This is a genomic window from Hufsiella arboris (assembly GCF_009834875.1).
Classification (GTDB): domain Bacteria; phylum Bacteroidota; class Bacteroidia; order Sphingobacteriales; family Sphingobacteriaceae; genus Hufsiella_A; species Hufsiella_A arboris.
The window spans coordinates 1-24,112 of the sequence record NZ_WVHT01000016.1; the positions used below are offsets into that span (position 1 = coordinate 1).

The 24,112-nt window shown below is 46.1% G+C and carries 17 protein-coding genes; all 17 read left to right on the forward strand.

Annotated elements, in window-relative coordinates; translation table 11 throughout:
* Window positions 1-13: 13 nt before the first annotated feature.
* Window positions 14-445 carry an OmpA family protein gene (locus GS399_RS20875; RefSeq protein ID WP_160846419.1) on the forward strand — a complete coding sequence of 144 codons (432 nt, stop codon included), beginning with the start codon at window positions 14-16 and terminating at the stop codon, window positions 443-445.
* Between the two features lie 240 nt (window positions 446-685).
* A complete protein-coding gene (locus GS399_RS19905) occupies window positions 686-1,645 on the forward strand; it encodes an AAA family ATPase (protein WP_160846420.1) in 960 nt (319 codons plus the stop codon).
* Window positions 1,646-1,735: 90 nt separating this feature from the next.
* The gene (locus GS399_RS19910; RefSeq protein WP_160846421.1) at window positions 1,736-1,969 is read left to right on the forward strand and encodes a hypothetical protein; all 234 of its coding nucleotides are present in this window, start codon (window positions 1,736-1,738) and stop codon (window positions 1,967-1,969) included.
* Window positions 1,970-1,972: 3 nt separating this feature from the next.
* Entirely contained in the window at window positions 1,973-2,929 is a 957-nt protein-coding gene (locus GS399_RS19915) for a DUF58 domain-containing protein (RefSeq protein WP_237488014.1), read from the forward strand.
* A complete protein-coding gene (locus GS399_RS19920) occupies window positions 2,930-3,433 on the forward strand; it encodes a DUF4381 domain-containing protein (protein WP_160846423.1) in 504 nt (167 codons plus the stop codon).
* A gap of 35 nt (window positions 3,434-3,468) precedes the next feature.
* A complete protein-coding gene (locus tag GS399_RS19925) occupies window positions 3,469-4,476 on the forward strand; it encodes a VWA domain-containing protein (RefSeq protein WP_160846424.1) in 1,008 nt (335 codons plus the stop codon).
* Window positions 4,473-6,239 carry a VWA domain-containing protein gene (locus GS399_RS19930; protein ID WP_160846425.1) on the forward strand — a complete coding sequence of 589 codons (1,767 nt, stop codon included), beginning with the start codon at window positions 4,473-4,475 and terminating at the stop codon, window positions 6,237-6,239. The genes GS399_RS19925 and GS399_RS19930 overlap by 4 nt, the downstream gene beginning before the upstream one ends.
* On the forward strand, window positions 6,233-7,585 hold the full coding sequence (locus GS399_RS19935; protein ID WP_160846426.1) for a BatD family protein: 1,353 nt from the start codon (window positions 6,233-6,235) through the stop codon (window positions 7,583-7,585). Before GS399_RS19930 ends, GS399_RS19935 begins: the two co-directional genes overlap by 7 nt.
* Window positions 7,557-8,738 carry a glycoside hydrolase family 18 protein gene (locus tag GS399_RS19940; protein ID WP_160846427.1) on the forward strand — a complete coding sequence of 394 codons (1,182 nt, stop codon included), beginning with the start codon at window positions 7,557-7,559 and terminating at the stop codon, window positions 8,736-8,738. The genes GS399_RS19935 and GS399_RS19940 overlap by 29 nt, the downstream gene beginning before the upstream one ends.
* Before the next feature lie 412 nt (window positions 8,739-9,150).
* On the forward strand, window positions 9,151-9,429 hold the full coding sequence (locus tag GS399_RS19945; protein WP_160846428.1) for a hypothetical protein: 279 nt from the start codon (window positions 9,151-9,153) through the stop codon (window positions 9,427-9,429).
* 26 nt (window positions 9,430-9,455) lie between these two features.
* A complete protein-coding gene (locus tag GS399_RS19950; RefSeq protein ID WP_160846429.1) occupies window positions 9,456-10,091 on the forward strand; it encodes a DUF4136 domain-containing protein in 636 nt (211 codons plus the stop codon).
* Window positions 10,092-10,131: 40 nt separating this feature from the next.
* Window positions 10,132-10,749, forward strand: a complete 618-nt coding sequence (locus tag GS399_RS19955; RefSeq protein WP_160846430.1) for an outer membrane beta-barrel protein — start codon at window positions 10,132-10,134, stop codon at window positions 10,747-10,749.
* Between the two features lie 263 nt (window positions 10,750-11,012).
* Window positions 11,013-12,236 carry a helix-turn-helix domain-containing protein gene (locus GS399_RS19960; RefSeq protein ID WP_160846431.1) on the forward strand — a complete coding sequence of 408 codons (1,224 nt, stop codon included), beginning with the start codon at window positions 11,013-11,015 and terminating at the stop codon, window positions 12,234-12,236.
* 112 nt (window positions 12,237-12,348) lie between these two features.
* Window positions 12,349-13,101: a DUF3575 domain-containing protein gene (locus GS399_RS19965; protein ID WP_160846432.1), complete on the forward strand. Its 753-nt coding sequence runs from the start codon at window positions 12,349-12,351 to the stop codon at window positions 13,099-13,101.
* A gap of 7 nt (window positions 13,102-13,108) precedes the next feature.
* On the forward strand, window positions 13,109-13,690 hold the full coding sequence (locus GS399_RS19970) for a DUF502 domain-containing protein (RefSeq protein ID WP_160846433.1): 582 nt from the start codon (window positions 13,109-13,111) through the stop codon (window positions 13,688-13,690).
* Complete coding sequence (locus GS399_RS19975) at window positions 13,687-13,896, forward strand: hypothetical protein (RefSeq protein WP_160846434.1); 210 nt, start codon at window positions 13,687-13,689, stop codon at window positions 13,894-13,896. Before GS399_RS19970 ends, GS399_RS19975 begins: the two co-directional genes overlap by 4 nt.
* A 281-nt stretch (window positions 13,897-14,177) precedes the next feature.
* Window positions 14,178-24,095 (forward strand): DUF8696 domain-containing protein, encoded by a 9,918-nt coding sequence (locus GS399_RS19980; RefSeq protein ID WP_160846435.1) that lies wholly within the window; start codon window positions 14,178-14,180, stop codon window positions 24,093-24,095.
* Window positions 24,096-24,112 lie beyond the last annotated feature (17 nt).

A 24,112-nucleotide genomic window follows, 5' to 3' on the forward strand; every position in this document is an offset into this window, starting at 1 on the left:
CGATATCTATTATGTGAGCCTTCCACCGCCGCCTCCGCCACAGCCACCTGTTGCGCAGGGACCACCACCGTCACCCAAACCTAAGCCCGGCGTGGTCTTTCAGCTGGAAAAGGTGTATTATGATTTCGACAAATACAACATCCGGCCGGATGCGGCCAAAGCGCTTGACGAGCTGGCCGCTTACCTGAGGCAGGACCCAGAACAGCGGGTAGAATTGAGAGCACATACCGACTCACGCGGGCCGGCCATCTACAATCAATGGCTATCGGATGAGCGGGCCAAGTCAGCAAAGAAATATTTGATAAACAAAGGCATCGAAGCAGCCCGGATGGATACCCGCGGCTTCGGAGAAACGCAGCTGGTGAATGGCTGCAGCGACGGTGTCAAGTGTACCCCGCAGCAGCATCAGATGAACAGAAGGCTGGAGGTGAAAATGCTGGAGTGATACTCAACGCAGACAGCGGTTACGAAGAGCGTCCGTTGAAGCTGTAACCCATTACCAGTGAATAAATCGAAGATTCTTATTGCTTATCTGTTTTTTGAAGTGAGACTTTATTTGTTGTGTTTCATTTTAAAATGTGAAACCCACTTACCAGAAGATAATTCGTGTCCCTTTTAATTGGTAGCTAATTTTATGTACAGCCGTAGACAACCTGAATAACTGTATAACGATAAAAATTCCTTCATGTCAGCACTTGAACAAATAAAAGAATTACGAAGCCGGATTGGAAACTCAATCATCGGGCAGCAGGATGTGATCACTAAAATACTGATAGGTTTGCTGACGGACGGCAACATACTGCTGGAAGGATTGCCGGGACTTGCTAAAACACGTGCGGTGAAAAGCCTCGCCAGCAATCTCGATTGTAAGCTGAGCCGTATTCAGTTTACACCCGACCTGCTGCCGTCGGATATTACCGGGACAGAAGTATATCAGCCGCAGGCCGACGAAAAGTTTGTTTTTCAGCCCGGTCCGATTTTCAGCAACCTTGTTTTGGCCGATGAGATTAACCGTGCTCCCGCGAAGGTACAGGCCGCCCTGCTCGAAGCGATGGAGGAAAGACAGGTTTCCGTTGCCGGAAAAACGCATAAAATGGAGACTCTTTTTATGGTACTGGCTACCCAAAATCCGGTGGAACAGGAAGGGACCTATCCGCTTCCGGAAGCTCAGCTCGACCGATTTATTATGAAAGTAGAAATCGGCTATCCTTCAAATGAAGATGAACTGAAAGTTATGCAACTGGTACGCGAGGAGTCGAAAAGTCAGGCCGAAAAGATAAAAGCTATTCCGCAGCAGGCAGTTTTTGATGCGCGTGCGGAAATCGCCCAGGTACAGGTTAAGCCTCCGGCCGAGCAGTATATTGTTGATCTGATCTCAGCGAGCCGGTATCCTGATAAATTCAGTAAGGATCTTCAGCGATGGATCAGCTACGGAGCAAGCCCCAGGGGTACAATCGGGTTGGACCGCTGCTCGAGGGCGGTGGCCTGGCTCGACAAGCGCGACTATGTGACACCAGATGACATACGATTCATTGTACACGATGTTTTGCGGCACCGGCTCATCTTGAGTTATGAAGCAAATGCGGAGGGAGTCGGCCCTGATAAAGTTATAGATGAGATACTGAAGGTCGTATCTGTGTCATAACGCTAAAGTTTTTTGATTGTAAAGAGCTTCGATTCCGTTCAGCGCAATATTAAAAAAGACGACTACTGGATAGTAAATAAAAACACATCAATGACACCTATCATTAAAAAAGTACAGGCCGTCGTTAAAAACGGGTGGGTATCTCTGATATTCGGCCTTTTATTTCTCGCTACGGGCTTTTGGGTAATTGCAACGCCTTTGCAAAATTATATGGCTCTCAGCCTTCTGTTCAGCGCCTTCACGTTTATTTCCCTAATCATGGAGCTGTCGTTTGCCATAATTAACCGGGATGCAATTCGTAGTCATTTAAGGAATAGTGTATAAAATATGCTGGGATTTTTGAAACATAAGGAAACTGGTCACCCCAGCGACGTAGCAGTAGCACTGGAAGATCTTATGCGGTACGAGTTCCTGGTACAATCGGGCAACCTGCTGCCGGGCCACCCTGTTTATTCGATACTGGCGGGCAGGCATGCGTCAAAACTCCGCGGGCGCGGGATGGACTTTGAAGAGGTACGCCAATATGTTGCGGGCGATGACATCCGGAATATCGACTGGAAGGTAACAGCCCGTATTGGTGAAACCTATTCTAAGGTGTTTAATGAAGAAAAGGAGCGGACGACTTTTATCTTGCTGGACCAGGGCAGCCGCATGTTTTTTGGTTCAAAGCGATTTGTTAAATCTGTATCAGCTGCACATGCCGCGGCTATCGGTGCTTTTTATACTATCAAAAGAGGTGATCGTGTCGGCGGAATTGTTTTCGGCGATGAAGAATACGATTATGTTGCACCTAAGCGCAGTAAGGCTTTAGTACAGCACTTTATGCAGCTTATTACTAAACATAACCGGGCATTGCCGGAACGCAAGGTTATTCGCGAAGGCCCCGGCCGCCTGAAGGAAATGCTGAAACGTACACAGGCTGCTGTTTCGCACGACTTTGTTATCACGATTATAAGCGATTTTTCAGATTTCGACCCCGAACTGCGGCAGCAAATCCTCGGATTGGCAAATCATAATGATGTGATCCTTATACATATTGATGACGAGATGGACGAAGTGTTGCCTGACGGAAAACTGGTTTTGAGTGATGGCCACCGTCAGATTACCTGGCAAAACAGCCACCGGAAGTGGGGTGGAAAATATACCGAACGATTCCGGGATATCCATCAGCGTCTGAGCGACAATTTCTCAAGGTACCGTGTGCCGGTGGTTTATTTTAATACGGCTGAAGCGGTGGAGGACCAGGTAATGCAATCGATGGGAAAACGACTTAAGCGAAAGTAAATGAATAACGATATAGGAACCTTAATAGAGCCGCAGCCCGTCCCCTTCACATTCGGGGCCCCGGGTTGGTACGTCTTGGGGGTTCTCATACTTATTATTTTATTGGTCGCCGGCTGGCTCATAATGAGACATTATCAACTTAACAGGTATCGGGCCGAGGCAGTGCATTATCTCGAACAATTAATCGGCGCCGAATCCGACAATCTTTCACCGGATGCCCCTGCCGCACTCGTGTACGAATCCCAGATGCTGTTGAAACGTATAGCGATGAAAAATTATGGTCGCAGGTTGGTTGCCGGTGAACGCGAATCGGGATGGACGGATTTTATAAACAGTACATGGCGGGAGCGTTCATTTGACGAAAATGATGCCAGGCTTTTCGGTCAGGCTATCTATTCAAGAGAAGTCATCAAATTACCGCAAGCGACAGAATTCGCTGATAAAGTCAGAAGGTGGATCAGGCAGCATAAACGGAGAATGCGATCCGGAGCGACAAAAAGTTAACGGTTCTCGATCTGATAAATTTATTAATTATATCTATGTTCAATATCCCGGCAGATATGCATTTCGAAATTGCCTATAAATGGGTGATCTATTTGCTGCCTTTGCCTTTACTGTTCTTCATATTGCTGCCGCCGTTAAGAAAGCGAAGGTCTGCTTTGCTCGCACCTTTTTTCTGGCGTGCCGCCGATGTATCGGGTCGGCGGCCCAAACGCCGGGCCTGGATCACACGTAAAAACCTGCTGGCCTGGATCGTACTTTCCGCTGTCTGGGTATGCCTTCTTGCTGCCGCTTCATCGCCGCGATATGTGGGGAAACCTGGTAAAAAAACAAAAACGGTTCGCAGTTTCCTGATAGCTACCGATATTTCTTATAGCATGGCTACTACCGACTGGATAGTCGACGGTCGAAGAACTACCCGCTGGAACGCGGTTAAGTCGATCATGAAAAGTTTCGTGAGGGACCGCAAAAGCGACCAGGTTGGCCTAGTTATGTTTGGAACGAATGCTTATCTGCAATCGCCTTTCACAACCGACCTGGAAACGGTAAGCTGGCTGATGGACCAGACAGAAGTAGGCATGGCCGGGCAAATGACGAGTATCGGTGATGCCATAGCGTATGGGATCAAAGTTTTTAAAGAGGACACGATCAAGCAAAAGGTTATGTTACTGCTCACCGATGGGATTGACGCAGGTAATGACATCCTTCCGCTCGATGCCGCGCAAGCAGCCAGGCGGGATTCAATAACGATCTATACACTGGGAATTGGCCAGGCACGCGGAAGCGGAGGCTACGATCTGGACGAAAAAACCCTGAAGAACATTGCCAGCGCTACCGGGGGCATTTATTTCAACGCGATGAACGAGGGACAGCTAAAGCGTGTTTATACTACGCTAGACAAGCTTCAGCCCATAAAATATGACGAAGATACCTACAAGCCGGTCGTGCTATTGTACATGTACCCGCTTGCTGCGGCGATAGGGCTGGCTCTTGTTTACCAGTTGCTGAACGGAATATTCCATTTATTCAGGAGGAGGGCGATATGAAGGAAGTTTCGCTCTATTGGGATAAACTAAAAGATCTGCTGGTGCATATCGACTGGCAGCAATTTCATTTTCTCAGGCCGAAGGCCCTATATCTTTTTGTCCCGCTGACTGTAATCGTTCTGCTTCTCCTGATCGGCAATAAGGGGAAATTTAAATGGATGTCGGTCGTCAGCAAACCGCTTCGCAAATATATGTTCCGCAAAGGCAGCCCCTGGTCGATTATTCTGCCGCTGCTTCTTTTTATTATCGGAATGTCGGCTATGATACTGGGATTGGCAGGGCCGGCATGGAAGAAAAAGGAAATCCCCGGAGAAAAAATTCAGGCAGTGGTCCTGATCGCACTGGATCTTTCAAAATCAATGCTCAGTACAGATATTCAACCGAACAGGCTTGACCGTGCTAAGTTTAAAATTAATGATTTTCTGGATGCCAATCCCCGGGCACGTGCCGGGTTGGTTGCTTTTGCCGGCACGGCACATCCCGTGCTGCCTTTCACCCAGGATTATAAGATTATAAAATTTCATGCATCCAGCCTGGTGAACCGCGTGATGCCTGTTCAGGGAAGCAGTATTGAGATGCTGCTGAAGCAAGTGAATGACATGATGAAAAATGTGGGAGCGCCGAGCACAGTTTTTCTGCTTACCGATGCGGTCGACAGCCAGGATGCAGCACTGCTAAGCAATTGGGTTGATCAGTCAGTACATCGTATGGAGATCATCGTGGTTTCTTCGCCTGGGGGCGGATTGATCCCGGGATATAAGGTGCTCTCAAAGCAGGATCCGGCGGTGATTCAGAATCTTTCCCAGAATTCGAAAGTAACCGTTACTCCCTTAACGCTTGATAAGTCAGATGTTGACGGAGTTGCAAGGCGAATCGCAGCAAAGCTTGAATTTCAAAAAGAAAAAAAAACGGATGAAAAAGAATGGGATGACATGGGTTGGCTGTTGATCATTCCAGCCGCGCTTATCACCGCCTTCTGGTTCAGAAGAGGCTGGGTGATCCAATGGTGTTTTATACCCTTGCTTATATGTGCGGGATTTACTTCATGCGGCGTGAAAAGCAAACATCCTGACTGGTGGTATTCGAAAGACTACCAGGGGCGATTGTTTGAAGATGCCGGGGATTTTGGCGAAGCTGCTGAACGCTACCGGGACGATAGTCACAAAGCAGTGGCCTATTATAAAACAGGAAATTTTGAGGCAGCCGCCGACCTGTTTGCTCTCGACAGCACTGCTGCCGGCCAGTATAATCGCGGGCTTGCGCTTTCCCGCCTAGGAAGATATGACGATGCCGACAGTGCTTTCAATAAGGCCATCCTGCTTGATCCTTCGCTGGCGGAAAAGATTAACAAAACTATTGAGAAAAGCCATGAAGCTAAGAAACGTACCGATTCTGTAATGCGGTACAGCGGAACTTCGGTGAGTAAGAACGTGAACAGCCTTCGCGAAAAGAAGAAAAAAAATGATCCGTTAAAAGAGCGTAAGGCGCAAAGTGAGGACGAAGAACTTAGTGCGGATACACGGGTGAAAAACCTGCCGAAATCCGGAAACCGCGTTACCGACGAAGTTGCGAGCAATATCCGTCGGGCGAAAGAGGCTTCAAAGCCGGATCTTACTAAACCTGCAAATAGAAATGAGCAGCTTGCCGGCAATATACTTTTGCGGCGTGCCGAGGCCGATCCCGTCGAGTTTTTGCACAAACGCTTTCTGCTGCAGGAACGGCACAGTTCATATAAAGTTAAAAAGAGTAAAAATCCATGGTAATAAAGAGGCTCATACTTATCATCTTTTTTTGCCGGACGATGGCCTGCTTCGCCCAGATTCATTGCTTTGCTCGTGCCGAAATGGATAAGCGAAGCGTATATGTTCAGCAGCCTTTCAAGGTGACCTATACAATAATGACGGAAACCTGGTTTACTGCACCGGTGGATTGGGATGACCTGCAGATCCCTAATGCTTTTATAATTCCCTTCGACAGGACGATGCCCGGAATGTTCGATGTTAATGGGAAACAGTTTGCGGGTATTCAATTTTATTTTATTGTTTTTCCTTATAAACCAGGCCATTTTACGCTGCCGGCAATAAATATCGTGGCGACAACTCCCCCGGTCGGAGAATCTGTAGCCAAAAAAATCAATATAAAAACCCAGCAGCTTTCGTACGTTGTAAAACCTCTTCCCGGTGGCTCGAAAAGTTCAGAATGGCTGGTGGCCAAGGATGTCGCCATTACGCAAAGCTGGAACAGATCACTAAAAAATCTTAAGGTAGGCGATGTTTTAAAACGGACGATTGTCATTAACGCGCGGGGAACCCTGCCTCAATTTATTCCCGAGCTTAAAAAGGATAGTCTTGACTGGGCGTCAGCTTATCCCGGCCCCGCAAGCCTGGAAGATACCCGTGATGAATACGATGCCAATGGCCGGAGAACCGAAACAGTGACTTATCTGCTTGAGAAGGAAGGTAATTTTACTTTTCCATCAGTTAGTCTCCGCTGGTGGAACCCCGTCGCCGGGAGAATGTATGCCCGCGGAACCGGCGTTGTTAATATACGTGTTGGCCCGAATCCAAATCTGGGCATGCTGAAAACCTTAAAGGATAGCTTAAATGCTTCGCAAACACCTGCCGCGGTTGCGGTGGCAAAAAAAGGGCCTTACCTGATCATGGGAATACCATGGTATTGGTTCCTTTTGTACACGCTTGCTTTTCTCGCAATCGGATATTTACTGATTACTATGTTCGGTCGATTGTACCGGTTTATCAGGAGGCGATACCAGGAATACACCTCAAGCGAAGTTTATTGGTTTAGGAAGTTTGAAAAGTCTTCATTGCTGTTGCCGGCTTTGCTTAGCAACCTGTACGCCTGGTGGGATCGTTTCAAGCCCGCCGGCAGCTCGTCGTCATTGATCAGGGAAACTGGTGTTTATATGGATATTTCCGTGGATGAAAATCTAGAAAAATATTATAAACAGGCATTTGGTTCTTCACGAAGAGAAGTCACAGGTGAACCGTCGTTTAAAAAGGAGGTTGGTTCGTTCCGAAAAGAACTGCGTAAAAAGGAAAAAAAGTCAGAGGGAGTTTTAAATGAAAACCAACAAATGTGGAAGTGTTGAACAGATCAGGAAATTTGGGTTTGTTCTCATTGGGCTGGCCTTGCTAGGAAGTCTTGAATTTTCGTGCCGGCAGAATGAGGAAAAGAAGATAGCAAGCAACATGGTGCAGGATACTAGTAAAAAAGATGCATCAGCAATTACAGATAAACGTTTGTCAGTTTCGAAAATATTTCCGCCACCTGCCATATATTTTAAGATAGTTGCTTATGTTATTGGCGACAGGAAGCCGGAAACGATTCCGGATCAAAAGATCAGGCAGCTAAATATGCTCGTTTTCGCCTTCGGAGAAATTCAAAACAACGGAGGTGTTTTTTTGAAGGAATCACAAAACCTGCTGGCTTTTTCAAACAAAGCGCATCGTAATAAATGCAAGATATCATTAAGCATTAACGGCAAACATGAAAATTTTAAAAGCGTCACTTCCGACAGCTTAAAACGTGCCCGCTGTATCCGCCAGCTTATGCAGATTGTTCGCACCCATCACCTGGACGGGCTGGACATCGATTGGGAATTTCCGAGCAGGAGGGATAAAACAGATAGTGTTTTTACCGTATTTCTGAAGCAATTAAGCGATAGTTGTCATCTGGGCGGCAGATATTACCTTAGCTGTGCAATCACTCCGGGAACAAATAAAGGAAGAAGAAGCAGTGCGATTCGTAAAGAACTGCTTACCGGCGATTGGGTGGACTGGTTCAACGTGATGGTGTACGACGAATTTAGTTTAACCAAACCTTATAAACATCACAGTGATTTTAATATGGCTTACCGGAGTTTCTGGTACTGGCTTAAAATAAGGAAGATGCCGCAGGAGAAAGCCGTAATGGGACTGCCGTTATATGGCCGCCCAAGCGGCATCCCTCAAAAAGATCATGTTTTGAATTATAGCTCTATTATAGCTAAAGGTGGAAATGCATTTTTAGACAGTGCGGTGATTTTGGCGCAAAAACCGATAAGGCAGGGAGATACAAGCAGGTTATATACTATTTATTACGATGGCATAAAAACTATACAACGAAAAGCCCGCGGGGCAAAGCGATACGGGGGAGGTATTATGTTCTGGGAGTTCGGCATGGATACGAACGATCAGTATTCGCTTATTAATGCTGCATATAATACGGTTATAAAAACCAGTAAAGTAAAAATCAAACAATAATGTAATTCCTGAATTAGCTCAGTCTTTAAGGCATAGAATTAAACAAGTTGTTTTAATACTGGTTCACCGGGTTTTGTAGTTAAGATGCGTTATAAATTACCGACGTTGGGGGGAATATTGCATATTCTAAAAAGGCATCCTCTCGTTTGGTTTAAGCGTTTTTTGCATATGAAGCATAAAACGTATTTCGGTAAAATGTTATTGGATTTAAATAAGTTTTTGCAGTTATATAGTGAATGGAATGTATTTAGCTCGTTATGAGTAAATGTGGGTTTTGAAAGCAAGAGCGTGGAATATATTTATTAGGTGTTTAATGTTTCATCTTATAAGATGAAACGCAATTCATCGAAAAAACGAGCTTTAACACTGGTTAATTCATTTTCTTTGCTTCATAAACAAAGCAGGGGATTAAATGAATTTCACCACGAACATAAAAATGTTTGTAACACCAAAGAAGGCTTGTTTTTTGATTCCTCCCTCTTCAATCCCTTTTGAAAGTTCTTTCATAAAACAAGCCTTCTTTGGTTTGAAAGATATGTTCCGGTATTCTGTTGCCGGTACAGGCCATAAGGTCACCCATATGTATGTTCTGTTTCTTTTGAGCTGGAAATCAGCTTTTGGCGGGCACCAAAAGAAGGAATCTGGAAACATGTGGGTGGCCTTATGGCTTTTGTTTTTGATCCGCGATTAAACACCTATCTCTTAAAATATAGTCTCATGAAAATGCTTCTTATTTCTGCCTGCCTCCTGGTGCTTACGCTGGGATGCCGGAAAACGCCTGATCTTGACGAACTTTCTACCAAACCGTTGGTAGGTACTGCCCAGGACAAGGCGACAAACTTCTCCTCTTACAAAACTTATTTCGTGTCTGATACGGTAGCGTATTTGTCGGATACATCGGAGGACACGATTTTGGTCGGTGCCACAGCACTAAAACTGGTAACTGCATTCAAGGATAACATGGCTAGCCGCGGCTATACATTTGTGCAGAAAAATCAGAAGCCTAACCTGGGAGTACGACTTGGCGTTGTAAAAGATCTTAACGTCGGCGTGTACTATCCCGGGTATTGGGATGGGTATTACTGGTATTGGCCACCGTATTATTGGGGATATCCTAACTGGGGTTACTATTATCCGTTCTCAGTGGCCTATGCCTACACAACCGGCACCGTCATTTCGTCGATGATCGATCTGAAGAACCCGGTGATCACAGATAATAAAAAGGAATTAAAAGTTCTCTGGAATTCGGTGATCGCAGGAGCCCTGGGAGATAACCCTGACGCAAATGTACAGGCGGGTGTCGACGGGATCAACCAGGCATTTTCTCAATCGCCATACATCAAAACTAATTAATAGCAGCGATCACTTATACCACGGCAAAAATCAAATAGCCATGAAAAAATATCTTGTAATACTGATTATCATTTGCTTCATCACAAGCGTTTCAAAAGCACAGTCCGGCTCCATAGGGAAAAGCCAGTTCCTGGTAGGTTGGGAAGTCGCATCACCTACCGGGACAAATTTTGTAAATAAAACTAGTTACAGGGGCGCCACACTTCAATATAGGTATATGGTTAAGCCGAACCTGGCGATAGGTGCAACGGTAAGCTGGAATTCTTTCGAGGAATATGTGGAGAGAAAAACTTACTACGCACCGGATAACGGATCTGCTATCACAACAGATATGGATCGTTTTGTTTACGTCTTCCCGGTAACAATCGACGGATATTATTATTTTCAGAACACCGGAAAGCTTAAACCATATGCTGGCCTGAGCCTTGGAACAGAGTATAGCGATCAAACTGCATATTTTAACATTTACGGGATACAAGATACGAACTGGGGCTTTCTTGTCAGGCCGCAGGTGGGATTGCTGATTCCGTTCAACAGTACTGTAGGGGCATTTGTAGGAGCCACTTACAATTATGCAACTAATTCGAACGATTCATTTAAAATAGATAATCTCCAGCACCTGGGGGTACAGATAGGATTGGTTTTTTCGACCCGATAGAGAAAAAAAATGGCAAAAACTTCTCATTTAAGTTAATTTACATGTATATTTATTTAGAATTGAGGAGATTAAAATTTGTTGTAACTTTTACTCAACAGCACGAGTATACATTCAAAATAAACCGCACTGCATTTTGCAGTTTTTTTAATAATCAGTCCTTGCCCGGGGAACCTGAGTCTGCCAACATAATTTTCAATTCTTATTGTATTCGAGGGACCGGATGAACCCTTAACGAACTGGATTTTTTATTAAAGTGCCCGCTTATGAGCCTTTCTTACCTATCGCTGTTTTTCTTTACGGCCAGTCAGCTTGGCCTTCTTATCTCAGGTTTACTGCTTTGGCCGCGTAAAAATTTCCGGCAGAATGTCTTTCTGAGTCTCGCTATTTTCAGTCTGGCTATCTGTAGTTTATATAATTTTTGTTTCTCGGCAGGAATTATATCAAGTGGACCGGTGTTCTTTACACTCGCAAAGTCGCTTTCTTTTCTGATCGCCCCCTGCTCGTTTTTATATATCAGGAATATACTATACCCGAACAACTCGCGAAAAAAATATCAATGGGTACATTTTGCGCCCTTTTTTGCCGTACTTATTTATTGTGAGATATACCGGCTTACCCGCTCAAAAGAATACCTGGATATGATGAGCAACTCGCCTAATGTATGGCAGTTCTACAATGCACTTGGAGTAAGTTTTCAATATTTTTCCCTTTTGAAGGTGGTCATATGGTTTATTTACGGGGCAGCGGAAACCCTGCTTATCATAAACTATGAGCGAAGGGCAGCCTACAGTGAATCAGTCTACGATTACAAACTTGTGAACTGGCTGAAAACGTACAATCTTTTGACGATGATCTTATACAGTTCGCTGCTCACACAACGCTTATTGAACATTCAATCGGTAAACCTTGATTTTATGAATGAAACAAGTATGAGCCTGATCCTGATCGTTATAGCATTATGGCTGATCTTCCAGCCGCATATCCTCTACGGTATGGACATAGCGGCCGAACGTTCGGAAACTAATCCGATTGCGATAAACGGCCATGAGGAGTATATTGAATTAAGTGATTTATCCCCGCAAGTTCATCCTATGTTTGAGCCCGACAAGCGCAGGCAATATCTCGACACACTGAACGAATTTGTGAAGGAGACAAAACCATTTCTAAAAAAGGGCTATCTCATCAAGGAGCTTGCTGAAGCAATAAATATTCCTGTTCACCAGCTATCTTACCTGATCAACACGGAGTTTAACCTGCATTTCCAGGATTTTATGAATCTCCAGAGAATCGAATATCTGAAAGAACGTATCAATGATCCGGAGTTGCAGCAGCTGTCACTGGAAGGCATGGCCTGGGAAGTTGGGTTCAAGTCTCGAACTACTTTTTTCAGGGCGTTTATCAAGTTCACAGGTCACTCGCCTTCAGAGTATTTCGGCCATCTGTCAAAGCCCGGCGACGCACCATCCGGAGCCGCAGCAACGGCTTGAATTATAACAGGATATCGGCCTTGTTTCATGTTCTAATATGGAACATCTTAACCCCCTTCGGGTTAGCTTAAAGCCAAATCCTTTTCGTTGTTTTGGCTAAACGAAGGTTAATATGCGAAATCTCTTCTTTGCATCCGCTTTTATTGCGGCAGTAACCCAAACAGCTTTTGCGCAGCGGAGCGACACCACAAGCCGGCCGTTGGAAAACACTATCCGTTTCAACCTGTCGGCTCCGGTCATTTTCAGCGACCGATATCTTGTCTTCGGATATGAACGAATGGTTAAAAAAAACCAGTCATTTTCTATCAGTGTTGGCCGGTTTGGATTGCCGTACTTTGTTGGCGGCGATGGTGACAGTGTAACGATACAAAATAACCGCACAGACAAAAGTTTTCATATTTCCGGCGATTACCGTTTTTACCTGTCGTCAGAAAATAAATTCGCTGCCCCACACGGTCTTTACGTCGGCCCTTATATCAATTATAATTGGCTGAAAAGAAACTCAGACTGGACATTCTACTCAAGTTCCGGGGCGTTAAAAGAGCAGGTAGGTGTTGATCTTGATATGAACTTTATCGGCATCGGCGCTGAGCTCGGTTATCAATTTATTTTATGGAAACGGCTTTCGCTCGATTTTGTACTGATTGGTCCGGGTATAGCAAGATATTCCATCAAACCAAAAGTGACCAGCCAGCTAAGCGTCGAGTCAGACAATAAGCTGTTAAATACTTTATATGGGCGGTTGCAAAAGTCTCTTCCGGGATTTGGAAAATTGTTCGACAACGGCGAGTTCGTAGATGATAACGGAATCAAAACCTGGGCTTTTGGTTACCGATATATTTTTCATGTGGGGTACAGATTTTAGTTTGAATATGAAAAGTGTTCTGAGGTTTTTAAAAGCAACAATACTGGGCGGTCTGCTGTTTCTCGCTCCCCTTGTTGTGCTGATCATCGTTTTCGAAAAAGCCTATCACCTGCTTCACCGGATCACGGCGCCGCTTGCCGCTAACCTGGCTGGCGTAGAATTTCACAACCTGGTCGTGATCTTTTTGCTGGTATTTATCTGTTTTATATTCGGCTTAATCTCGCTTACAGGCCCCGCCAAGCGGCTGATCGCCGGTTTGGAAGATAAGCTGCTGAGCAATATTCCCGGTTATACTTTCATTAAAGAAACCGGTGCAGGGATGATGGGATTGAGTGAAAGCAGTACTCAGAAGGTGGCTGTCGCGCTATTTGATGATAATGCGCAGCTCTGTTTCCTGATAGAGGAAATGGAAAACGATCAGCGCATGGTTTACATTCCCGGAGCTCCAAGTCCCTGGACGGGAGGGATATATATTATGCAGTCTGACCGGGTAAAGTTGACGGGTCTTAGTTATGGAGAAGCGTTAACTATTATAAAGCAACTTGGTAAAGGAGCGTCAAAAATCAAAGTAAGCTGTAAGCTTTCATGATGTTAAACGAATTGGAAGAAGATCAAAACCGATTTCGAGACATGAACATGTATGACGATCATCAAAACGGGTTTTTTCATTTAGTCTGGATGAGGATCCGGGCGGTTTTCGATGCATTGATTCCGGGAAGAAGAAAACGGAGAGAAGCGGGAATGAAGGTGATCTATAAAAAAAAGGGTGGAAGCCGTAAAGCTCCTGATAGTTAATCTGCAGCGTTTTTAAGACTAGAACCATCAGTGCGATGTTTAATAATCGAAGGCTCCCATCCTTAGCTTTTTTTAAACAGCAAATCACAAACATTATCCCTGTAAGTCCGGGGTTTCCCGTTTTTTTCTTTCTGTACTTGTATCATCTTATAATCTGCTACTAACTGTTTGGATTTTAGCTGGTTGTTGGATGTGTATTTTCTAAATTTATTTCAAATTATAAATAATTACAGTAAAGGATTTGCACCCTGATTTCGCGTGTTCCTCAAATGGTATTGCGTATGGCGACTTTTACAAAGCAGCTTCCTTTAAAAAAAATTAATCGGCGTAAAGCATACGTAGCGACTGTACTACTTCTGCTTATATTGACTTCGATAACTGCCCGTGCACAATTTACCATCAACAATTCCTTCAAAGACAACAATATTCCCGGCTTAACAATTGGCGGTAACTCATTGCTTACTTCGGGCGTAGCCGACCCGACAAACGATGGATGGTTGCGGCTTACCACCGATGTTACCAATCAAGTGGGGTATGTGCTGGTAAATCAATCATTCCCGTCTTCATTAGGCGTTTTCGTAGATTTTGAATATACAGCCTGGCGAAATACCACCCAGGCAGGCGCCGACGGTTTTTCTGTCTTTTTATATGACGCAACAGCTAGTCCGTTCAAAATAGGCGGTTTCGGAGGCTCTCTAGGGTATGCACCTAAAACTCCAGCTTTAGGTTTATCGAAAGGATATATCGGTATTGGCCTGGATGAATATGGAAATTATTCCAATCCCAATGAGGGCAGAGTCGGCGGACCGGGTTTTCGGCCGCAGGCTGTGGCATTGCGTGGTCCTGAATCAGGAAACTTTGCCTATTTATCTGGTACTACCTCTTTGACCGGGAGTCTTATCGACTATCAGACTCCTGCAACTACCCGGCCTTCACAAAACCAGTTTTACAGACGTGTGCAAGTTAATATTGTAAAAAATAACGCTTCGGGAAAATACAGCATTACAGTACAATGGAAAACATCCTTAACCGGACAGTTTACGAAATTGTTTGGTCCTGTCGAAATTGATAACCCACCGGCAAATTTAAAAGTAGGCCTGGCTGGCTCAACGGGTGCAAATATTAATAAACACGAAATCCGGAATCTACTCGTCACCACACCCGGCAACCTGCGCATTACAAAAACAGTAGATAAGGTAAACGCTAAAACGGGCGATCCACTTACTTATACCATCACAGTTTATAACGACGATGTTGTTCAGGCAAACGGGGTCATACTTAACGATGCATTACCTGCAAACTTCACTGCAAATTCAATTACTTTTAATAAAAACGGTTCAGCCAGCACAACATCCAACGAAGGCTCGGTAAACGGCGTGACGCTTAACATGGCACCGAGCAGCAGCGTAACCTATACCGTCGTCGGTGCAATAACATCTGGTTTTCAAGGCACAATTACAAACACCGCATCCCTTGATGTAACTACCAATAACGTTCCCGACATAGATCCAACTAACAACATTTCCACTGTACAAACAGTAGTCAGCAACCCGGATTTTGCCATCACGCAAATACCTCCGCCGGCTTGTATCGATGTTACGAACGGCTCACCTGTAACTTTCAGAGTGCAAAATGTTGGTTCACCTTCGGTAGGGCAGGTTGATGTGAATTATACAGTTCCCGCCGGATTAGCGGTAGCAGGTACGTCCGCTGTTGGCTGGACGGTCACAAATACTGGCAGCGCTTATAAATTCACTCGCTTTGATAACCTGGCAAACGGTGCTTTTTATCCGGATATCACTTTGACGCTGAAGCCAACTACAGCCAATACTAATTCGGCCTTCACTAGTCAGGCGACGGTTGTTAACGGTTATGATGTAAATACCGCCAACAATACCACCGCAGCGGCAACGTTTTACACCGCGCCAAACGCCATCACGGGCTCCGCAGTTACTAATTTTTGCGAAACCAGCGCCGGGACAAATATCGCTTTAACCGGAAATGCAGTTACTGGAGGAACGCCCGCTTTTCAGTGGCAGATCGTTACAGATCAATACAATTTTGATAACGATTTCGCTTACCAGGATATTCCCGGAGCAACAGGGAAGGATTACAATCCCGGCACGATTACAACCAACAGTGCTTACCGGCGCCTGTTAACCGTTAATGGTTGTACCTCCGCGAGTAATAAAATCAAGTATTATGTCACGCCTGTTGTTAATAATGTCATAGCTGCTTCAACCGCTACAACAGCCTGCGGACCTATAAGCGAATACAATATCGGTAATACGGCTACCGGTGGAAATCTAAATCAGTTTACGTTCCAATGGCAGTCATCCACCGATGGCACAACTTTTACAAATATCACCGGCCAAACCAGCCAGCAATATAATCCGGGAATTATTACATCACCCATCTACTTTCGGAGAGTCGCCTATACCGGTTACTGCACGAATAACAGTAACGTCTTATTTTACAATCCTCTAGGCACCTTTAATCCGGGAGCAGTTACGTTGATACAACTTCTTTGTGGTACGTCAGCCGACCCGGTATTAATAACAGAAACCACTCCTGCCAGCGGCGGCAGCGGGAACTTTACTTACCAGTGGCAAAGCAGCCCCGATAATACCAATTTTACAGATATCCCAGGCGCTACCAGCTCAACCTATGATCCACCAGTCATCACTCAAACAACTTACTATCGGCGGGCAGTCAATGCCGGCGTGTGCGGAACATTGTATTCGCCGGTCAGCGTTTCAAGGATTGTACGTCCAGCTACAATTGCAATCGCAGGACCGGAGCAAACAAACTATATTTCTAATGGCTTCACCCTGAACGGGAACAACCCTTTGAGTGGAATAGGTACCTGGAGCGTGGTAAGCGGGCAGGCGGTTATTGGCGACCCGGCTAACCCGAAAACAACTGTAACCATACCGACGAATTCATCAGCAACGCTGCGCTGGACGATCGCTGCCGAAAGTCCTTGCGCCATCAGCTTCTCAGATACGAAAGTAACCAACATCCAGCAAGCCGACCTGGCATTAAGCGACGCAAGTACCAACTTTAATTATACGCCGGGGGCTACACTCACCTACGCGATCACGGTAACTAATAACGGACCTTCCAATGTGCCCGACGCAAATTTTGTGGTTCCGTCCCCTGTTAATTTCAGCAATGTCTCATGGAGTGCAGCTACCCGGAACGGTGCAACGGTAGCGAACAGTTCAGGCACAGGCGGTATAAACGAAATCCTCAATATGCCCGCTGGTTCGTCTGTGACATATACAATAAACGTTTTTGTTGATAAAAGCTCATCCGGCCCGCTGATAACAAACGGATCAGTGAATTCTGCTACCATACCCGACCCTAATCTGTTAAATAACTCCGGAACAGTTACACGCAACTATGCCCCGCAGTATACTCTGATTATTAATAAAATAGGCCAGCCAACGGTATTGGCCGGCGGAGCGATCAACTACCAGATCCGGGCGGTTAATACAGGGCCGTCGGATCTGAACACAGCAGTGATTTCTGATGTGATCAGTAATAAGGTAAACAATGTAAGCTGGACCGCCGTTACAGCCGGCAGCGCCGAAGTTTCCGCAGCATCAGGAACCGGTAATCAGATCAACCTCACGGGCAAACTCCCGGCCGGAAATGCAAATTCCATTACGATCAATATTCGCGGTACAGTTGGGCCGGGCGAAAGTGGTTCAATCGAGAACTCTGCCACACTTACGCCGGATGCTGGCCCTGCAGTTAACTCGGGAATAACTGAAACGGATATCATCCAGCAAACCGGTTTGCAAATAACGAAAAGCGGGCCGGCGTCGATCATCCTGGGAGACAATATACAATACACAGTTACAGTAAGAAACGGTGGCCCATCAGATGCGCCCTCTGTAGCGATAGCAGATATTGTTCCATCGGCTATCACAGGTGTCAAATGGACTGTGCAAACCTCGGGCAATGCGAGGGTCGGCGTGAGTGCCGGAACCGGGAATAACATCGCGCTTAACGCGTCAATTCCTGCCGGGGCGAATAATGAAATTATTGTGCTGGTCGACGGCGTTGTTGGCCCCGATGCCGGCACACAAATTTTTAACCAGGTGACGGCAACCCCTGCCGGCGGGTCTTCGCTCACAGCTTCGAGCACGGCACAGGTTCTGGTCACCCCGAAATTCAGTTTGAGAAAAAGCGGTCCTCCGAATGTAAATGCCGGAGAAAACATTAGCTATACGCTGGAAATAATAAACCAGGGATTATCAGCGGCAAGTAATGTTGCAATAAGCGATATCTTACCATCCGATATACAAAGTGCAAGCTGGACAGCTACTACCTCGGGAACCTCCAGCATTAACAGCGGCCAAACAGGGACAGGAAACGCAGTAAATTTGAATGTGAACCTGCCGGCAGGCGCTGAAAATAAAATTACGCTTACCATCAGCGGACGTGTCGGTGCCAGTGCGAGCGGAATTATAAACAATACTGCTTCTCTTAATTTCTCAAATTTACCGGTATTAAATTCAAACACAGTAAGCACCACGGTTTTGAGCAACCCTGGTTTGGTGATCACCAAAGCAGGCCCGACAGCATTAACATCCGGAAGTATCATTACTTATGGAATTGGCCTCAGTAACAACGGCCCCTCTGATGCCCCGGGAGTAGTAATCAGCGACCTAATTCCGCCGCAGATCAAAAATCCTACATGGACCACAACTGTTAGCGGAGCAGCGGTAATAAGCTCGGGCGCAACCGGGTCAGGGAATCAGGTCAATGTCGTTGTAAATGTTCCGGCTGGCCCTGATAACAGAGTTATAGTCAGCGTATCAGGTCAGAGCGACCCTTCCTTCACAGGAACCATCACCAACTCGGCAACTGCTGTTTTTGACGGCAAACCGACTTTTAATTCGAACGTGATCACTACAGTTCTTACAAAAAATCCAGTGCTGGCAATAAGCAAAACAGGTCCGCAAAATGCAATCGCAGGTAGCACGGTCAGCTACACCATACGCGTGAATAATTTAGGCCCTTCCGACGCAGATGATGTGGTTATTGCTGATATGATACCCCCGCAGCTCAGAAATGTTTCATGGATAACGTCAAGTGAACCGATTGTAAAAATTGTGAGCGGCACGTCTGGTGATGGAAATAATGTAAGCGTCGTGTCGGATATTCCGGCCACAAAAAGTTTTTATATACTGGTCACCGGTCAGATCGATCAGGCTTTCAGTGGTACCATTAATAACCAGGCGAGTGTTACCTTACCGGGATCCGCTCCAATTTTATCAACTCTTGTAAGTACGCAGGTAACAAATTCGGCTGCGTTACGTGTTGATAAATCCGGTCCGGCATTTATTTCAGCAGGCGAAGAAATTAATTATTCGGTAATATTAGGTAACGATGGCCCTTCTGATGCCTTAAATTTAAGCTTTCGCGATCCTGTATCGCCCAATGTGCAAAATGTTATTTGGACGGCTGAACCTCATGGAAGAGCGCAAGTGTTGAGCGGGGCTTCGGGTACCGGCAACCTGGTGACAGTAAGTGGTAATATCCCCTACGGCGCTGAAAATTATCTTGTGGTTAACTATAAAGGAAAAATAGATCCATCTTTTTCAGGAACTATTTCAAATGCAGCAGGCGCTGTAGTTAACGGGCAGCCGCCAGTGGTCGACGTGATCAGTACGGCTGTGAATAAGAAGGTAAATCTTATTTTAACTAAAACCGGCCCCCAGGTAGCCAATGCGGGGGAAAATATCGAATACTCCGTTCTGTTAAAAAACAGCGGCCCTGCAAATGCCGTCAATGTAGCAATAAGCGATAACGTGCCAGTGGAAATACAAAATGTTACCTGGTCTTTAGCTGCTTACGGCGCCGCCAGTTTAAACAGCGCCGTCAGCGGATCAGGTAACCAGATTAACGCGTCGGTTAATGTTCCGGCAGGCGATAACAATTACGTGATGCTGAGCATTAAGGGAATTGTCTCACCTTCGGCCGTTAATGGAACTTTGAGCAATATCGCTTTTGCGACTCCCGCATCGGACGTTGTTAATCCTCAACCGGTAAGCAGTACGGCCAGTACAGTTATCACCCGCTCGGCTGATCTGCGTGTTTTAAAATCAGGTCCTTCAAACCTGTCAGTCAATCAGCGGGTACACTATACCTTAGTTGTAACTAACAACGGGCCTTCTGATGCTATCGGTGTCACCGTGACAGACAGTGTTCCTTTTGAGATCACGAATGTTACTTTCCAAACCAGCACTACGGGGACGGCAAGCGTAACGGCCGTCAGTCAGCCTGGATTGCCGGTTGAAATTACCGGTGACGTGGCGTCTGGTGCTGCAAATTCAATTATTATCGATGTTTACGGCGATGCGATAACCGACGGAACCGCAACTAACACGGCAAAAATAGAACTGCCCGATGGTTTGTCCGATCCTGATCTCACCGATAATGAGAGTGCAATTACTACGGTTATAAACACCGATGTCGGGATTGTTATTTCCAAAAGCGGTCCGGAGAGCGGAAATATCGGCGGGCAGGTCAGCTATACCATCGATGTACAGAACACAGGGCAAAGTGACGCCGCGAATGTTTCGATAGCCGATAACATACCAACAGAGCTCGCAGGGATAAGTTGGAGTGTATCGGGAAACAGCCCGGCAACGACCTTTACTCCTGTTGGGCCACAGACAGGTAACAGCATAAATGTGACAGCAAACATCCCGGGAGTTAATAATTCCGCAGGATCAGGAATAGTTTCCATTAATGTAACCGGAACCGTAGGTCCGAATGTTGCTGCCACCTTAACGAATACAGCCAGTGCGTTTTATGGAGGCGATACACACCAGTCGTCAACATCAGCCAGCATCAGTTCCTCAAAGTTGAAGGTCACAAAGTCAGGGCCATCGGAAGCTATAGCCGGCCAACAGGTTTCCTATATCATAAATGCCTACAACCTCGGCCCTGCAGTGGCAAACAATGCGACGGTTACCGATATAGTTCCGCCAGAAATTCAAAATGTAAGCTGGACGGCAACTCCTTATGGCACCGCCACCGTTATTGGAAGTACTACCGGTACAGGCAATACGATCAATGTGCCGGTTAATCTGCCCATCGACTATGATAACCGGGTTACAATAATGGTTACAGGAACTATAAACGCTTCCTTTACAGGTCCGCTAACAAACACGGCTACTGCAACCCCGGCTCCAGGTTTTAACGATCCTTCACCTCCGACAGTGTCTGTAATAACCAACGTCATCAGTAAACCCTCGGTCACAATCATTAAATCAGGTCCCTCAATTGCTTATGCAGGTGAACTAGTTAGCTATGTGATTCGAGCAACAAACAAAGGTCCTTCAGATGCGGCTTCGGTAAACATTACAGATATTTTTGATGCCCGCCTGACAAATGTTAACTGGTCGGCAACGGCGATTGGCGCTGCATCAATTAGCCTGGGAAATCTCAGAGATCAAACTGGCAATGTTAACTTCAATGCATCAATTCCCGCCGGCGCAGGCAACGCAGTGGAAGTGCGGGTAGTTGGGCTTATCAAACCCGGCGCCACCGGGGGAATTAACAATCACGCCGAAGCCTCGTTCAGCGGCATGAAAGATACGAGCAATGTCTCAACGCAGATCATTACCCTTTCCAAACTTGGTATAGTTAAAACCGCTCCCGCTATTGCTATCCCCGGCGATCCGATAACCTATACGATCCGGGTAAATAATCAGGGGCCATCTGATGCTTCGGACATTAATATACAGGACGTTTTTGATCCGCGGATTTTAAATGTGCGATGGTCGGGAAGAGGGCTCGGTAATGCGAGGCTTAACAGCGGCAACCGCGACACTGTGCCAGGTAACTTTAACCTCAGAGCCACGATACCGGCGGATACGGTGAGTGTAATAGAAATAGTGGCAACCGGAACAATCGCACCTGATGCCAGCGGTCAGTTGGACAATACAGCCAGCGCGGCGCCACCTGGCGGAACTACTGTCACTTCTGCAGTTACCACCACGCTGGAAAAGAGAAGCTTGTTAACCCTGAGCAAAACAGGAACGAATGTTGCCTCATCCGGTCAACTGGCGACGTACCGACTCCGATTGACGAATGCGGGCCCGTCGGATGCCACCGCCGTGAATATAAGCGATCTCATGCCGCCGCAGTTAAGCAATGTTCAGTGGAACGCTGAAGTTTCAGGACGAGCCGTCATATCGGCCGGACGTACCGGATCGGGAAACAGGATCCTGGTGACCGGCGACATCGCCGCGGGAACAGGAAACCAGATCACGGTTACGATCACCGGCATTATTGATCCGGATTATACTGGTTCTTATACCAATATCGCCAGGGCGACAGTCACCGGTCAGGCTGACGTTCCAAGCAATCCGGTAACGACAGTGGTAAGCCGAAGGTTTAATCTTAGCCTGAGTAAAACAGGGGCCGACAGCGTTAATGCAGCCGGCAATATCAGGTATGTGCTGATTGCTGATAACAGTGGTCCTTCCCTGGCGCGTAATGTTTCAATTGCCGATCAATTACCCGCGGGAATTACAAATGTGACCTGGACCGCGACCGCTTACGGCGCTGCCGCGATCACCGGGTCGGCAAGCGGAACCACTGGTAATATTTCGTTAACTGCGGATATTCCCGCCGCCAGCACGGACTATATACGGATTGAAATAAACGGTACCGTAGTAGCGGGTGTTCTGAATCTGTCGAACCGGGCAAGTTCTTCATTGCCGGATACCACTATTTATTCAAATACGGTAAATACAAAGGTTCGGCAGGTAACCAATTTGTCTATCAGTAAGCAGGGGCCAACCAGTATATTTGAAGATAATGAAATCACATACCGGGTCATTCTTCGTAACCTGGGCCCATCAGCAGCGAATGGAACAATTGTAACCGATCAGTTGCCGGCGTCTTTTAAAAATATAGTCTATACCGTCGTTTCAACGAACATACCGGATTTTAAACCGGTGGTTCTTCCACGGGAAGGGAATACCCAGAAATTCCTGCTTCCTGATTTCCCGGCGAACAGCGAATCCATCATAGAAGCGCATGGTACAATTGAAAAAGGTGGTAATACAGTCATCGTAAATACCGTAAGCCTGGCGGTTCCGCCTGATGTAATAGAGTTGGTTCCAGAAAATACCAGTTCATCAGTTATCACCGTGGTGCAACCGAAAGCTAAAATTAATTTAACTAAAGAAATCATTGAACCAGGCCCTTATTACGTGGGGCAACGGATTACCTATAAAATAACCGGCATAAATACCGGTGAAAGCACCATTACACCGGCGTCTTTGGTCGATAGCATACCGGCCTCACTCACAAATATCGGCGACATAACGACTAACGTTGATACGGCCTTCTACGATCCGCAGACCAGGATATTGCACGTCGATGGCACTTTTTTTCCTCCTAAAGGCGTCGCGTTTGTTATGTACAAAGCAACTATCGCCCAGCCGGGTGATATAAGGAATATTGCGATCGCCTCCGGTCCGTTGGATTCGTCGATACCAGATACAGCTGTTTCAGTTATTAACGCTGTATATTCCGCTGATCTCTCAGTACAGAAGGAAGTTGTTTCGTCCGCTCCATATACGATTAATGGAAAAATCACCTACAAAATCACGGTTACGAACAATGGTCCGAACGGGGCGACAGCTGTTGTAATGAATGATATTCTTCCGCCTTCGCTAGATATTCCAACGGCTATTCAAACGGATGCCGGCACAGCGACGATCACCGGAAAGACAATTAACTGGCAGGTAGGATCGCTACCTGTAGGTGCAAGCCAGACGCTCACATTTACTTCAAAAATTTTAAACGGTCCGATCATAATTAATACAGCTAACGTGACCGGTTTTGAACCAGACATTACCCGCAATAACAATGGCGTGACGGTTTCTTCAGAAATCAGCGGTGATTTGATCTTTATACCAAACGTATTTACGCCAAATGGAGATGGCAGGAACGACCGTTTTGTCGTGGTTGGATTAACAGAAGGAGAGGGGCTATCTGTTGAAATTTATAACCGTTGGGGAAACCAGGTTTATAAGCAGCAGAATTATCATAATGATTGGGACGGTTCGCAGTTGAACGACGGCACATACTATTATATCCTGACTGTTAAAAGGCCGGCTGGAAACAAAGTGTACAAAGGGTGGGTGCAGTTGCTGCATTAAGAAAACGGAATTGGTAT

Excerpts from the sequence above, each read along its gene's own strand:
- GS399_RS19905 (WP_160846420.1), top strand. The coding sequence starts at position 686 with ATGTCAGCACTTGAACAAATAAAAGAATTACGAAGCCGGATTGGAAAC.
- GS399_RS19910 (WP_160846421.1), top strand. The coding sequence starts at position 1,736 with ATGACACCTATCATTAAAAAAGTACAGGCCGTCGTTAAAAACGGGTGG.
- GS399_RS19915 (WP_237488014.1), top strand. The coding sequence starts at position 1,973 with ATGCTGGGATTTTTGAAACATAAGGAAACTGGTCACCCCAGCGACGTA.
- GS399_RS19920 (WP_160846423.1), top strand. The coding sequence starts at position 2,930 with ATGAATAACGATATAGGAACCTTAATAGAGCCGCAGCCCGTCCCCTTC.
- GS399_RS19925 (WP_160846424.1), top strand. The coding sequence starts at position 3,469 with ATGTTCAATATCCCGGCAGATATGCATTTCGAAATTGCCTATAAATGG.
- GS399_RS19930 (WP_160846425.1), top strand. The coding sequence starts at position 4,473 with ATGAAGGAAGTTTCGCTCTATTGGGATAAACTAAAAGATCTGCTGGTG.
- GS399_RS19935 (WP_160846426.1), top strand. The coding sequence starts at position 6,233 with ATGGTAATAAAGAGGCTCATACTTATCATCTTTTTTTGCCGGACGATG.
- GS399_RS19940 (WP_160846427.1), top strand. The coding sequence starts at position 7,557 with ATGAAAACCAACAAATGTGGAAGTGTTGAACAGATCAGGAAATTTGGG.
- GS399_RS19945 (WP_160846428.1), top strand. The coding sequence starts at position 9,151 with ATGAATTTCACCACGAACATAAAAATGTTTGTAACACCAAAGAAGGCT.
- GS399_RS19950 (WP_160846429.1), top strand. The coding sequence starts at position 9,456 with ATGAAAATGCTTCTTATTTCTGCCTGCCTCCTGGTGCTTACGCTGGGA.
- GS399_RS19955 (WP_160846430.1), top strand. The coding sequence starts at position 10,132 with ATGAAAAAATATCTTGTAATACTGATTATCATTTGCTTCATCACAAGC.
- GS399_RS19960 (WP_160846431.1), top strand. The coding sequence starts at position 11,013 with ATGAGCCTTTCTTACCTATCGCTGTTTTTCTTTACGGCCAGTCAGCTT.
- GS399_RS19965 (WP_160846432.1), top strand. The coding sequence starts at position 12,349 with ATGCGAAATCTCTTCTTTGCATCCGCTTTTATTGCGGCAGTAACCCAA.
- GS399_RS19970 (WP_160846433.1), top strand. The coding sequence starts at position 13,109 with ATGAAAAGTGTTCTGAGGTTTTTAAAAGCAACAATACTGGGCGGTCTG.
- GS399_RS19975 (WP_160846434.1), top strand. The coding sequence starts at position 13,687 with ATGATGTTAAACGAATTGGAAGAAGATCAAAACCGATTTCGAGACATG.
- GS399_RS19980 (WP_160846435.1), top strand. The coding sequence starts at position 14,178 with ATGGCGACTTTTACAAAGCAGCTTCCTTTAAAAAAAATTAATCGGCGT.